The sequence below is a fragment of the Brevundimonas albigilva genome, from assembly GCF_023503965.1.
Classification (GTDB): Bacteria; Pseudomonadota; Alphaproteobacteria; order Caulobacterales; family Caulobacteraceae; genus Brevundimonas; species Brevundimonas albigilva.
The window spans coordinates 839505-853485 of the sequence record NZ_CP097298.1; the positions used below are offsets into that span (position 1 = coordinate 839505).

Annotated in this window: 8 protein-coding genes and 4 pseudogenes; 3 read left to right on the forward strand and 9 right to left on the reverse strand. The window is 68.2% G+C overall.

Going from position 1 to position 13981, the window contains the following annotated elements:
- Positions 1-25: 25 nt before the first annotated feature.
- Positions 26-2005 carry an acetyl-CoA carboxylase biotin carboxylase subunit gene (locus MU852_RS04505; RefSeq protein WP_249751202.1) on the reverse strand — a complete coding sequence of 660 codons (1980 nt, stop codon included), beginning with the start codon at positions 2003-2005 and terminating at the stop codon, positions 26-28.
- Positions 2006-2130: 125 nt separating this feature from the next.
- Here MU852_RS04505 and MU852_RS17705 point away from each other — a divergent pair, with 125 nt between their 5' ends.
- On the forward strand, positions 2131-2292 hold the full coding sequence (locus MU852_RS17705) for a GIY-YIG nuclease family protein (protein ID WP_347342337.1): 162 nt from the start codon (positions 2131-2133) through the stop codon (positions 2290-2292).
- A 361-nt stretch (positions 2293-2653) separates the two neighbouring features.
- Here MU852_RS17705 and MU852_RS04515 read toward each other — a convergent pair.
- Positions 2654-4188, reverse strand: a pseudogene (locus tag MU852_RS04515) (acyl-CoA carboxylase subunit beta).
- 130 nt (positions 4189-4318) lie between these two features.
- Between MU852_RS04515 and MU852_RS04520 the strand changes: the two are divergent.
- A complete protein-coding gene (locus MU852_RS04520) occupies positions 4319-5761 on the forward strand; it encodes a helix-turn-helix domain-containing protein (RefSeq protein ID WP_249751203.1) in 1443 nt (480 codons plus the stop codon).
- 126 nt (positions 5762-5887) lie between these two features.
- Positions 5888-6268: a response regulator gene (locus tag MU852_RS04525; RefSeq protein WP_283843780.1), complete on the forward strand. Its 381-nt coding sequence runs from the start codon at positions 5888-5890 to the stop codon at positions 6266-6268.
- A 22-nt stretch (positions 6269-6290) separates the two neighbouring features.
- Here the strand turns inward: MU852_RS04525 and MU852_RS04530 are convergent, their stop codons facing one another.
- The 7 genes and pseudogenes from MU852_RS04530 to MU852_RS04560 all read right to left on the reverse strand — a co-directional run bounded on the left by MU852_RS04530 (position 6291) and on the right by MU852_RS04560 (position 13969).
- On the reverse strand, positions 6291-7478 hold the full coding sequence (locus tag MU852_RS04530; protein WP_249751205.1) for an acetyl-CoA C-acyltransferase: 1188 nt from the start codon (positions 7476-7478) through the stop codon (positions 6291-6293).
- 62 nt (positions 7479-7540) lie between these two features.
- Entirely contained in the window at positions 7541-8263 is a 723-nt protein-coding gene (locus MU852_RS04535; RefSeq protein ID WP_249751206.1) for a flavin reductase family protein, read from the reverse strand.
- 300 nt (positions 8264-8563) lie between these two features.
- Complete coding sequence (locus tag MU852_RS04540) at positions 8564-9349, reverse strand: enoyl-CoA hydratase (RefSeq protein WP_249751207.1); 786 nt, start codon at positions 9347-9349, stop codon at positions 8564-8566.
- 1 nt (position 9350) lies between these two features.
- Positions 9351-10249, reverse strand: a pseudogene (gene mmsB / locus MU852_RS04545) (3-hydroxyisobutyrate dehydrogenase).
- 28 nt (positions 10250-10277) lie between these two features.
- Entirely contained in the window at positions 10278-11327 is a 1050-nt protein-coding gene (locus tag MU852_RS04550) for an enoyl-CoA hydratase/isomerase family protein (RefSeq protein WP_249751208.1), read from the reverse strand.
- Positions 11324-12458, reverse strand: a pseudogene (locus MU852_RS04555) (isobutyryl-CoA dehydrogenase). Before MU852_RS04555 ends, MU852_RS04550 begins: the two are co-directional and overlap by 4 nt.
- A gap of 7 nt (positions 12459-12465) precedes the next feature.
- Positions 12466-13969, reverse strand: a pseudogene (locus MU852_RS04560) (CoA-acylating methylmalonate-semialdehyde dehydrogenase).
- Positions 13970-13981: the final 12 nt, after the last annotated feature.

The following is a 13981-nucleotide window of genomic DNA, read 5'->3' on the forward strand; positions in this document are numbered from 1 at the left end:
GGGGTGGGGATGGGGAAGCCCCCCATCATCCGAACTCCACCAGCACGTCGTCGGCCGCCACCGGATCGCCGGCCTTGGCCGAGACCGCCTTCACCACGGCGTCGCGCTCGGCCTTGAGGATGTTCTGCATCTTCATGGCCTCGATGATGGCGACCGTTTCGCCGGTCTTGACCTCCTGGCCGACCGCCACGGGAATATCGACCACCAGGCCCGGCATCGGCGACAGCACCAGCTTGGACGTGTCCGCCGCCACCTTCTCCGGCAGGCGCGCATACATCTCGGCCACGTGCGGGCGCAGCACCCGCACCCGCGCCCTGGCCGCGCGGTGACGGATGTCGAAGCCGTCGGCGGCGCGCTTGACCTCGGCGGTGAAGGGTTCGCCGTCCAGCTCGGCCTTGAACTGGGCCAGGCCCGGGCGCCAGTCGATGTCCGACAGGCGGATGTCGCCCCCGCCCGTCAGGGTCAGGATCATCGCCTCGTCGGCGTCATACGACAGGCCGACGCCATGCATCCCGCGGTCCAGCATGACGATCCAGTCGGTGCGGTCGGACGGATCGCCGTCCTGTTCGGCGATGATCTCGTGCATCGCCATGCCAGCGGCGATCAGGATCCGCTCCTGCTCCGCCGAAGGCTTCAGTCCGTGGAAGCCCTCGGGGAACTCGTCCTTGATATAGCTGGTCGACAGCTGGCCCGACCTGAACCGCTCCTGATCCATCACCGCCGCCAGGAAGGGCACGTTATGGCCCAGGCCCGACAGGTGGGTGTCTTCCAGGGCGCGTGCCATGCCCTCGACCGCCGCCTCGCGCGTCGGCCCCCAGGCGCACAGCTTGGCGATCATCGGGTCGTAGAACATGCTGATCTCGTCGCCCTCCCGGACGCCGGAATCGTTGCGAACAGTGTAGTCGCCCTGATCGCCTTCCTCGGGCTGCTCGTAGCGGACCAGGCGGCCGATGGAGGGCAGGAAGCCGCGATAGGGGTCCTCGGCGTAGATGCGGCTCTCGATGGCCCAGCCGTCGATCGACAGGTCCTCTTGCTTGAACGCCAGCTGTTCGCCCCAGGCCGAACGGATCATCTGTTCGACCAGATCGACGCCGGTGATCAGCTCCGTCACCGGATGCTCGACCTGCAGCCGGGTGTTCATCTCCAGGAAGTAGAAGCTCTTGTCCTGACCGGCCACGAACTCGACCGTGCCGGCCGAGTCGTAGTTCACCGCCTGGGCCAGGGCGACGGCCTGCGCCCCCATGGCCATGCGGGTCGCCTCGTCCAGCAAGGGCGACGGCGCCTCCTCGATGACCTTCTGGTTCCGGCGCTGGATCGAGCATTCGCGCTCGAACAGGTGGACGATGTTGCCGTGCTTGTCGCCCAGCACCTGGATCTCGATATGGCGCGGATCGACGATGAACTTCTCCAGGAAGACCCGGTCGTCGCCGAACGCGTTCAGCGCCTCGGCCTTCACCGCCGCAAACCCCTCGGCCATGTCGGCGTCCGAATGGGCCACCCGGATGCCCTTGCCGCCGCCGCCGGCGCTCGCCTTGATCATGATCGGATAGCCGATCTCGTTGGCGATCGTGACCGCCTCCTCCGGCGTCTCGATCAGGCCCATGTGCCCCGGCACGGTCGACACGCCCGCTTCGGCCGCCAGCTTCTTGGAGCTGATCTTGTCGCCCATGGCCTCGATGGCCTCGGGGTTCGGACCGATGAAGGCGATCCCCTCGCCCCTCAGCCGTCGCGCGAACCCGGCGTTCTCGCTCAGGAAGCCAAAGCCCGGATGCACGGCCTGCGCCCCCGTCTGGCGCACCGCCTCGACGATCTTGTCCGCCAGCAGATACGACTGCGCCGCCGGCGCCGGCCCGATCAGCACCGCCTCGTCGGCCATCTCGACCGCCAGCGACCCGGCGTCGGCCTCCGAATAGACCTGCACCGTTTTGATGCCCATGCGGCGGCAGGTCTTGATGATCCGAACCGCGATCTCGCCCCGATTGGCGATGAGGATTTTGGAGAACATGGCTATATTTCCTCTGCCGCCATACTAGGCCTTGCGCCTAACATCCGGAAACTCCGTCGTGGCCGAGGGGCCACGGTCGACACCGGGAGTCTGGATCCTCGGGACAAGCCCGAGGATGACGGGAAATGGGGGATGCGATGGTCGGACGCGACGGCCTGATCGGCTGCTACATGATGACCAATCGAATGCACGGCGCGATCTACATCGGCGTCAGCAGTCAGTTGGTCTCGCGCGTCGCCCAGCACCGCGAAGGCGTCATCGACGGCTTCACCAACGGTACGGCCTGAAGCGGCTGGTCTGGTACGAATTCCACGACACCATTACCGGCGCCATCCAGCGGGAGAAGTCGCTGAAGCGCTGGCCTCGCGACTGGAAGGCGAACCTGATCGAACGGACGAACCCGGACTGGGCGGACCTGTTCGACGGATTGGCGCGAAACGGGGTCGAGACGCCGTCCGATCCCGAGACGTACCGCGACTGGCCGCCGGAGGAGGAGTGAGCCACCGTTTTCAACCTCGTCATCCTCGGGCTTGTCCCGAGGATCCAGACTCCCGGTGTTCGAAGGTGCGCACCGTCCTCGACGGAGTCTCTGGATCCTAGGCACAAGGCCTAGGATGACGGGAGGGGAAATATGCAAGGAAACGCCCCTCACAGCGGAATATTGTCGTGCTTCTTCCAGGGGTTCTCCTGGACCTTGTTCTTCAGCGTCCGAAGCGCCTTCACCAGCCGGCGCCGCGTGCCGTGGGGCATGATGACGTCGTCGATATAGCCCAGGCCCGCCGCCACGAAGGGGTTGGCGAACCTCTCCTTGTATTCGGCCTCGCGCGCGGCCAGGGCCTCGGGATCGCCGGCCTCCTTGCGGAAGATGATCTCGACCGCCCCCTTCGCCCCCATGACGGCGATCTCGGCGGTGGGCCAGGCGTAGTTGACGTCGCCGCGCAGGTGTTTCGAACTCATCACGTCATAGGCGCCGCCATAGGCCTTGCGCGTGATGACGGTCAGCTTGGGCACCGTCGCCTCGGCGTAGGCGAACAGCAGCTTGGCCCCGTGCTTGATCAGGGCGCCATACTCCTGCTTCGTCCCCGGCATGAAGCCCGGAACGTCGACGAAGGTCACCAGGGGAATGTCGAAGGCGTCGCAGAAGCGAACGAAGCGCGCGGCCTTGCGGCTTGAATCGATGTCCAGCACGCCCGCCAGCACCTGGGGCTGGTTGGCGACCACGCCCACCGTCTGGCCGTCCAGTCGGCCGAAGCCGCAGACGATGTTCTTCGCGAAGTCGGCGCCGATCTCGAAGAAGTCGGCCTCGTCCACCACCTTCAGGATCAGCTCCTTCATGTCGTAGGGCTGGTTCGGATTGGCGGGGACCAGGGTGTCCAGAGAGGCCTCGTCCCGCTCCGGCTCGTCATAGCTGTCGCGCACCGGCGGCTTTTCGCGGTTCGACAGGGGCAGGAAGCCGATCAGGCGGCGCACCTCCGACAGGGCCTCTAGGTCGTTCTCGAACGCCCCGTCCGCCACGCCCGACTTGCCCGCATGGACCCGCGCGCCGCCCAGGTCCTCGTGGCTGACCACCTCGTTGGTGACGGTCTTCACCACGTCCGGGCCGGTCACATACATGTAGGACGTATCCTTCACCATGAAGATGAAGTCGGTGATGGCGGGGGAATAGACGTCGCCGCCCGCGCACGGCCCCATGATGACGCTGATCTGGGGAATGACGCCCGAGGCTAGGGTGTTCTGCAGGAAGATGTCGGCGTAGCCCGCCAGGCTCTCGACCCCTCCTGAATCCGCGCCCCGCCGGCGTCGAACAGGCCGATGATCGGCGCGCCGGTGGTCAGGGCCATCTTCTGCAGCTTGACGATCTTGGCCGCGTGCGCGCCCGACAGACTGCCGCCGAAGACGGTGAAGTCTTTTGAGAAGACATAGACCAGCCGGCCGCCGATGGTCCCACGCCCGGTCACCACCCCGTCGCCGGGGATGCGCTGATCCTGCATCCCGAAGTCGTGGCTGCGGTGCTCCACGAACATGTCGGTCTCCTCGAAGGAGCCCTCGTCCAGCAGCACGTCGATGCGTTCGCGCGCGGTCAGCTTGCCCTTGGCGTGCTGGCCGGCGATACGCTTTTCCCCGCCGCCCCGCTTGGCGGCGGCGCGGCGGCGCTCCAGTTCCTCCAGGATGACTTGGGTCATTTCGGTGTCGGACCTCCCGTTCGTTGCGCTATGGGTGGCGGCTTCATCGCAAATACGCAAACGCAACTTCGCAAAAAGTGCGGAACTGCGGGGTTTGCAAAGGATGTTGGGTTGATCTGCGAAGTTGCGAATGGCTGAGAAGCTGTTTCTGGGCGCCAAGCTGAGGAAGCTGCGAGAGGCGCGGGGCTGGACGCTGGAGGCGTGCGCCGAGCGTCTGGGCCTGTCGCCGTCTTATCTGTCGCAGCTGGAAACGAACCAGAGGCCGGCGACGGCGCGCGTTCTGATCGCCCTGACGCGCGCCTTTCACGTCGACGCCAGCCTGTTCGACCTGGAGGGCGACGCGCGCCTGCTGGCGGACCTGCGCGAAGCCACCACCGACATCGCCGGCCCGGTCAGCGGCGAGGCCGAGCCCCCCACCGCCGCCGAGCTGAAGCAGGCGGTGGTCAATACGCCGCGACTGGCGCGTCAGTTCCTGGCGCTGCACCAGACCTTCCGCCGGCTGGACGAGCGGGTGAAGGCGCTGGACGACACCCTGGGCCGCGACGAACGCGGCGCCGGCGTGGCCGTTCTGCCGTTCGAGGAGGTCCGCGACTTCTTCCACTATCGCGACAACTATATCGACAGCCTGGACACGGCGGCCGAGAGGCTGGCCGCCGGCCTTCCGCGCGAAGGCCAGATCGAGCGGTCGCTGGAGGCGGCGCTGGGCGACATCCACGGCGTGCGGGTCGTCACCGTGGGCGGGCAGGAGGCGCTGCGCCGCTATGACCCGGTCAATCGCGTGCTGACGCTGGACGCCTGGCGGCCGGGCGCGACCCGCACCTTCCAGATGGCCCACCAGCTGGCCCTGCTGTCGTTCCGCGGGCAGATCGAAGCCGAACTGGACCAGGCGGCCTTCCGCACCGACGCCGCACGCGACGTGGCCCGCATCGGCCTGGCCAACTACGCCGCCGGCGCGACCCTGTTGCCGTACAAGACCTTCCTGGAGGCGGCGCGCGAGGAGCGGCACGACATCGACCGGCTGCGGACCCGTTTCCAGGTCAGTTTCGAACAGGTCTGCCACCGACTGTCGAACCTGCAGCGGCCGGGCTGGCGCGGCGTGCCCTTCTACTTCGCCCGCGTGGACATGGCCGGCAACATCACCAAGCGGCACAGCGCGACGCGCTTCCAGTTCGCGCGCTTCGGCGGGGCCTGCCCGCTGTGGAACGTGCACGAGGCCTTCGCCGCGCCCGACCGCATCGACGTGCAACTGGCCGAGATGCCGGACGGCTCGCGCTATGTCTCGATTGCGAAAAGCGTGTCCAAGCCCAGCGGCTCCTACCTGGCCAACGACCGTCGCTACGCCCTGTCGCTGGGATGCGAGGTCGAGCATGCGCCGTCGCTGATCTATTCGGCCGGGCTGGACCTCAATGGGCCGGCGACCAAGATCGGGGTCAGCTGCCGCATCTGCGAACGGACCGACTGCACCCAGCGCGCCTTCCCGCCGATCGATCGCACCCTGGAGGTGCCCGAGAACGAGCGCGGCGTGGTGCCCTACCGCTTCGGAAGCGCGCCCGCCCAGCGCTTTGACAGGTGATCGGGTTCGGGTAACACTGGTCTCGTCGTCGCCTGTCAGGTTGATTCGCCTGGACAAATCGACTTCCGACCCGAATTAAACCCAAGCTTCGGCATCCGCGCCGACCTTGATTGCGTATCGCGCCCTATGTCGTTTCGCACCCTTCTGATTCTGCATGTCGATGATGACGCCGAAATGCGCGATCTGATCGCCCTGTGCCTGGCCACGGCCGAGGACATGACCCTGACCTCCCTGGATTCGGGACCGGCGGCGCTGGAGCATCTGAAGGCCGCGCCGCCGCCCCATCTGATCCTGCTGGATGTCTGCATGCCGGAGATGGACGGCCCGGCGACGCTGGCCGCCTTGCGGGGCCTGGACGGCCTGGCGGAGACGCCGGTGGTGTTCCTGACCGGCCGGGCGGCCGAGCACGAATGCGCCCGCTATCGCGCCCTGGGCGCGGCGGACGTGATCGCCAAGCCGTTCGACCCGGCGCGCCTGGCCGACGACATTCGCCGCCACGCCGCCTAGGTTTTCCCGCCTCTCAGGACGGTCAGACCAGTTCCACCGTCATGGCGGTGGCTTCGCCGCCGCCGATGCACAGGGCGGCCGCGCCCTTGGTCTTGCCCCGCGCCGTCAGCGCCGACAGCAGGGTGGTCAGCACGCGCGCGCCAGAGGCGCCCAGCGGATGGCCCAGGGCGCAGGCGCCGCCGTTGACGTTGATCTTGTCGTGGGGGACGCCCAGCTCCTGCATGGCGATCATCGGCACCACGGCGAAGGCCTCGTTGACCTCCCACAGGTCCACGTCGTCGGCCGACCAGCCCGCCTTTTCCAGCGCCTTGCGCAGCGCGAACACCGGGGCGGTGGTGAACAGGCTGGGCTCGTGCGCATGGGCGGCCTGGCTGACCACGCGGGCGACCGGCGTCAGGCCCAGCGCCTCGGCCGTCGACTGGCGCATCATGACCAGGGCGGCGGCGCCGTCCGAGATCGAGGCGGCCGAGGCGGCGGTGATGGTGCCGTCCTTGCCGAAGGCGGGCTTCAGGTTCGGGATCTTGGACGGATCGGACTTGGTCGGCTGCTCGTCGCGATCGACCGTGACCACGCCCTTGCGCGTCTTGACCTCGACCGGCACGATCTCGGCGTCGAAGCCGCCGCTGTCCTGCGCCGCCTTGGCGCGCGCGGCGCTGGCGGTCGCATAGGCGTCCTGCTGCTCGCGCGTGAACTGATAGGCCTGGGCCGTGTCCTCGGCGAACTGGCCCATCAGCTTGCCGGGATTGTAGGCGTCCTCCAGCCCGTCCAGGTACATGCTGTCCGAGATGACGTCGTGGCCGATGCGGGCGCCGCCGCGGTGCTTCTGCATCAGATAGGGGGCGTTGGTCATGGACTCCATGCCGCCCGCCACGATGACGTCGGCGGACCCCGCCAGCAGGGCGTCGCGCGCCATCATCGCCGCCTGCATGCCCGAACCGCACATCTTGTTGATGGTCGTGGCCTCGGTTCCGACCGGCAGGCCGGCGCCCATGCCCGCCTGACGCGCCGGCGCCTGGCCCAGGCCCGCCGGCAGGACGCAGCCCATGATGATCTGCTCGACCTTCTCGGGGGCCAGGCCGGCCCGATCCAACGCCGCCTTCACCGCCGCCGCACCCAGGTCGGTGGCCTTGGCGTCCGACAGCGCGCCCTGGAAGCCGCCCATCGGCGTGCGGGCGTATGAGACGATGACGACGGGATCGGACGCGGACATGACGGTTTCCTCTTGATCTTCGGCGCACAGATAGGACGCGCCAAGCGTCGTGAACAGGGCGCTCAGGCGAAGTGAAGCCGCCGATACTTGCCCCGGAAATACAGCAGCGGGTCGCGCCGCGGCTCGAACCGCGCCCGCAGCACCCGGCCGATGAAGACCAGATGGTCGCCGGCCTCGACCACCTCGTGGGTGGCGCATTCGAAACTGGCCAGGGCGCCCGACAGGATCGGCGCGCCGGTGTCCCACGCCTCCCAGGCCACGTCCTGGAAGCGATCCTCGGTCGAGCGGGCGAAGACGCCCGAGGTCGGCTGCTGGCCGATGTGCAGCACATTGATGGCGAAGTGTTCGGCCGTCCGGAACCGGTCCAGGTTGCTGGAGCTCTTGGCCAGGCAGAACAGGATCAGCGGCGGGTCCAGCGACACCGCGCTGAAGGAGTTGGCGGTCAGGCCGACGGGCAGACCTTCGCCGTCGCGGGTCGTCACCACCGTCACGCCGGTCGCGAAACAGCCCAGGGCGTCGCGCAGGGTCCGCGCGTCCGACCCCGAGTGATAGACCAGGGCCTCGCGCGGGGCGGCCTTCTCCAGGAAGCCGACGACCGCGGTGTCGAACGCCTCGCCCTGGTCGGGCGCCACGACCAGCACCGGCGCGCCGAACGCTTCGATCTCGACGGCCTCCCCGCCCGCGACGATCACCGCCGCCGCCAGGGACGGGCCGGCGCCCGACAGCGCCTGGACGACCCGGTCGCGACTCTCGGCCGCGCACAGGATCGAAGGCCTCGACGACATTTCCGTCACCAGACGGCGCAGGGGCCGCCGCCGCGCGGGCTGGTTCCAGCCCGTCCAGGTCGGGCGCGACCACGCGCCGTCCCGCCTCGACCAAGGCCCGGACAGAGGCGCGCCAGTCCGCGGAAAGCCTTTCGCGCGGACCGACCAGCACCACCACGGGATCGTCGGCCTCGCCCCAGGACTCCAGGTCCGGTTCGTCGATGGCGAAGGGCGAGGACATGAAGGCGAGGCGATCCTGGATCGTTGAAGGGTTCGCCCTATTAAGGCGTCACGGCGGTCCGGCGCCAGCGCGCGGGGGCGTCAGCGGCCCTTGAAGTCCGGTTTGCGCTTTTCGACGAAGGCGGACATGCCCTCCTTCTGGTCCTCGAAGGCGAAAAGGCTGTGGAACAGGCGGCGTTCGAAGCGCACGCCCTCGGTCAGGGTCGTCTCCAGGGCGACGTTGACCATTTCCTTGTTCATCATCACCGCCAGCGGGCTTTGCGAGGCGATCTTCGCCGCCGCCGCGCGCGCCTCGTCCAGCAGGGCGTCGGGCGCGACCACCCGGCTGACCAGCCCGGCGCGTTCCGCCTCGGCCGCGTCCATCATCCGCGCGGTCAGGATCATGTCCATGGCCTTGGACTTGCCGACCAGGCGGGTCAGCCGCTGCGACCCGCCGATGCCGGGCGCGACGCCCAGGTTGATCTCGGGCTGGCCGAACTTGGCCGTCTCGGACGCGATGATGAAGTCGCACAGCATGGCCAGTTCGCACCCGCCGCCCAGCGCATAGCCCGACACCGCCGCGATGATCGGCTTCCTGAACCGGGTGATGCGGTCATGGCCCAGGGCGAAGAAGTTGCCCTTGAACATGTCGGCGTAGGACTGGTCCGCCATCTCCTTGATGTCGGCGCCGGCGGCGAAGGCCTTGGCCGATCCGGTCAGGACCAGGCAGCGCACGCTGTCGTCGCCTTCGACCGCATCCAGAAACGCCGCCAGTTCCCCGAACAGGGTCGAGTTCAGCGCGTTCAGCGCCTCGGGCCGGTTCAGGGTCACGACCGCATAGCCGTCCGCGTGGCGTTCGATCAGCAGGGTCGAATAGGCGTCGGCCATGTCAGGTCTCCAGTTCGGAAAGGCGGCCGCGCAGCAGCTGCAGCATGGCCGAGAAATCGTGGCCGCCATGTCCCAGGCGGTCGAACAGGGCGTACATGGCCTCGGCCTGGGCGCCCAGGGGGTCGAGGCGCCGCTCTTGGCCGCCGCGTCCTGGGCCAGCTTCAGGTCCTTCAGCATCATGGCCGTGGCGAAACCGCCCTGATAGCCGCGGTTCGACGGCGCCGTCGGAACCGGACCGGGCCAAGGGTAATAGCTGGTCACGCTCCAGCACTGGCCCGACGACTTGGATGCGATCTCGAAGAAGCGCTCGGGGTCCAGGCCCAGCTTCTCGGCCAGGGCGATGGCCTCGCAGGTCCCCATCATGCTGACGCCCAGCAGCATGTTGTTGCAGATCTTGGCCGCCTGGCCCGCGCCGTGGTCGCCGGCCCGAATGGTGATGCGGCTCATCGGCTCCAGCGCCGCCTCGACGCGGCCGAAGTCGCCCTCGTCGCAGCCGACCATGAAGGCCAGCGTGCCAGCCTCGGCCGCCGCCACGCCGCCCGACACCGGCGCGTCGGCGAAGGCGTAGCTGGCGTCCCGCGCCAGGCCCGCGACCTTGCGCGCGGTCTCCACGTCGATGGTCGAACAGTCCAGCAGCAAGGCGCTGGACGGCGCGGCGCCCAGGATCTGTTCCGAATAGACCTTCAGGACGTGCGGACCGGCCGGCAGCATGGTGATGACCACCTCGGCGTCCTTCACGGCCTCGGCGACCGATCCGACCGGCGTGCAGCCCGCGCCCCCCGCGCGCTCCAGCGCCTCGGCCGACAGGTCGAAGGCGGCGACCGCATGGCCGGCCTTGGCCTGGTTCGCGGCCATGCCGCCGCCCATGTTGCCCAGGCCGATGAAGGCGATCTTGGTCATGGTCTCTCTCCCTTTGTCGGCGCCGCGGTCAGGCCAGCGGCGTCCATTTTTCATTGTCCGGCAGCGGCGCGAACAGATCGTCCAGCACCGCGTCGGTCACGCCGTCCAAGGTCGCGGGCGACCATTTCGGCGCATTGTCCTTGTCCACGATCACGGCGCGAACGCCTTCCTGGAAGTCGTGGGTCCGCACCACCCGGCCGCCCAGGGCGTATTCCATCGCCATGTTGTCGGCGAAGCTGTTCAGCGTCGCGCCGGTCCGCAACTGGCGCAGGGTGACCTTCAGCGACTGCGGCGACTTGGTCTTCAAGATCGCCAGCTGCGCCATCGCCCAGTCTGAGCCCTCGGCCGCTAACGCCGAGAATATCTCCTCGACCGTATCGAAGGCGAACAGTCGGTCGATGGCCTCGCGATAAGGCTCAAGCGGTGCCGGGCCGGTCGCGCTCGCCCAAGCATCGGCGTCCGCATTGGGGGCATGGGGGTGGTATCCGATCGACTCAACCAAATCGATCAGATCGTCGGCAGCCACGAAATGCGTGTGTATGCCCAGCGCCACCGTATCCGCCGCCTTCAGCCGCGCGCCCGTCAGCGCCAGCCACACGCCCGTCTGGCCCGGCAAACGCGGCAGGAACCAGCCGCCGCCCACGTCGGGGAACAGGCCGATGCCCGTTTCCGGCATGGCGTAGGTCGTCCGCTCGGTCGCGATCCGCACCCTGGCCGGCTCCGAGATGCCGACCCCGCCGCCCATGACGATGCCGTCCACGATGGCCGTGATCGGCTTGGGATAGTCGAACATCAGGTGGTTCAGCCGGTATTCGGCCAGGAAGAAGGCCTTGGCCTCGGACGCATCCCCCGCCCCGCTCTCGGCGATCATGCGAATGTCGCCCCCGGCGCAGAAGCCCCGTTCGCCCGCATGGTCGATCAGGATGGAGGAGACGGCAGGGTCGTCGCGCCAGGCCAGCAGGGCCTCGGTCATCGTTTCGCACATCGCCCGGTTCAGCGCATGGATCGCCTTGGGCCGGTTCAGCGTGATGCGGCCGACGCCGTTCTCGATGCGGGTGATGACCTCCGCTTCGCTCACTTCGCCATCTCCCGTGCGATGATCACGCGCATGATCTCGTTGGTGCCTTCCAGGATGCGGTGCACCCGCAGGTCGCGCACGATCCGTTCTAGCGGATAGTCCTTCAGATAGCCGTAGCCGCCGTGCAGCTGCAGCGCCTCGTCGGCGATGTGGAAACAGGCGTCGGTGGCCAGGCGCTTGGCCATGGCGCACCATTTGGTCTTTTCGGGATGGTCGTTATCGATGGCCCACGCGCCGCGCAGCACCATCAGCCGCGCCGCCTCCAGGTCCGTCGCCATATCGGCCAGGCGGAACTGCAGCGCCTGGAACTCGCCGATCGGACGGCCGAACTGCTTGCGGGTGGCGACGTAGTCCTGGGCCGTCTCCAGCGCCAGTCGCGCCCCGCCCAGCGAACAGGCGGCGATGTTCAGCCGTCCGCCGTCCAGCCCGGCCATGGCGTATTTGAAACCCGCCCCCTTCGCCCAGCAGGTTGGCGACCGGCACGCGGCAGTCGTCGAACTGGACGATGGCGGTCGGCTGGGCGTTCCAGCCCATCTTCCTTTCCTGGGCCCCGAACGACAGGCCGGGGGTCCCCGCCTCGACGACGATGGCGGAAACCCCCTTGGGCCCCTCACCGCCCGTGCGGACCATGACGACATAGACGTCCGACGTTCCGGCGCCCGAGATGAAGGCCTTGGAGCCGTTCAGCACATAGCAGTCGCCGTCGCGCACCGCCGTGGTGCGCAGCGCCGCCGCGTCGGACCCCGAGCCCGGTTCGGTCAGGCAATAGCTGGCGATCTTCTCCATGCCGACCAGATCGGGCACGAACCGCGCGCGCAGATCGTCCGCCCCGAACCGGTCGATCATCCACGTCGCCATGTTGTGGATCGAGAGGAAGGCCGCCGTCGCCACGTCGCCGCGCGACAGCTCCTCGAAGATCACCGCCGCCTCGACCCGGCCCAGCGCCATGCCGCCGTGTTCCTCGGCCGTGTAGATGCCGCAGAAGCCCATCTCGGCCGCCTGCTTCATCACCTCGACGGGGAAATGCTTGTCCTCGTCCCACCGGGCCGAATGGGGCGCCAGCTCCGCCTGGGCGAAGGCGCGCGCCGCATCCTGAATGGCGCGCTGATCGTCGGTAAGGGCGAAATCCATGTCGGCCTCAACGCATCGTCGGAATGACGAAGGAACTGTCGGCGTGCTCCAGTTCGCTGTCCGGCCACCGGGCCGTCACGGTCTTGGTCTTGGTCCAGAAGCGGACGCCCTCCATGCCGTGCTGGTTGATGTCGCCGAAAGCCGAGCGCTTCCAGCCGCCGAAGGTGTGATAGGCGACCGGCACCGGGATCGGCACGTTGACGCCGACCATGCCGACGTTCACCCGCGCGGCGAAGTCGCGGGCCGCGCGGCCGTTCTGGGTGAAGATGGCGACGCCGTTGCCGTATTGGTGGTTGGACGGCAGGGCCAACGCTTCCTCGAACGTCTCGGCGCGCACGATCTGCAGCACCGGGCCGAAGATCTCCTCCTGATAGGACGACATCTGGGGCTTCACATGGTCGAACAGCGACGGGCCGATGAAATAGCCCTTCTCGTGCCCCTGCAGGCTGAAGTCGCGGCCGTCGACCACCAGTTCGGCGCCTTCCTGGACGCCCTTCTCGATCCAGCCGGCGATGCGGTCGCGGTGCTGGGCGGTGACGACGGGGCCGTAATGGGCGCCCGCGTCGGTCGAGACGCCGACCCGCATCGTCGGGATTTCGGCGACCATCCGCTCGCGCAGTTCGTCGGCGGTCTTCCTGCCCACCGGCACGACCACCGGCAGGGCCATGCAGCGTTCGCCGGCCGAGCCAAAGGCCGCGCCCGACAGGTCCTTGATCACCTGGTCCATATCGGCGTCGGGCAGGACGATCCCGTGGTTCTTGGCGCCGCCCATGGCCTGGACCCGCTTATGGTTGGCCGCGCCGGTCTGATAGACATAGTGGGCGATGTCGGACGAGCCGACGAAGCTGACGGCGTGCACCAGCGGATGGGTCAGGATGGCGTCCACCGCCGTCTTGTCGCCGTGCACCACGTTCAGCACGCCGTTCGGCGCCCCGGCCTCCAGCATCAGTTCGGCCAGGCGCACCGGCACCGACGGATCGCGTTCCGACGGCTTCAGCACGAAGGTGTTGCCCACCGCGATGGCCACGCCGAACATCCACATCGGGATCATGGCGGGGAAGTTGAACGGGGTGACGCCCGCCACCACGCCCAGCGGCTGGCGCATCGAATAGACGTCGATGCCGGGGCCGGCGCCCTGGGTGTATTCGCCCTTGAGCGCGTGGGGGATGCCGCAGGCGAATTCGATCACCTCCAGCCCGCGCTGGATGTCGCCCTTGGAGTCGGCGATGACCTTGCCGTGCTCGCTGCTGAGCCGTTCGGCCAGTTCGTCCATCCGCGCCTCAACCAGGCGCTTGAACTCGAACATGACCCGCGCGCGGCGCTGGGGGATTGGTGCTGGCCCAGCCGTCGAAGGCGTTCTGGGCGGCCTGCACCGCGCGGTCGACCTCGGCCGTCGTGGCCAGCTGCACGCGCGCCTGCACCTCGCCCGTGTTGGGATCGAACACGTCGCCGAACCGGCCCGAGGAACCCTCGAAAGCCTGACCGTCGATGAAGTGGCGGATGTCGCGCATGGTTTCCTCCTT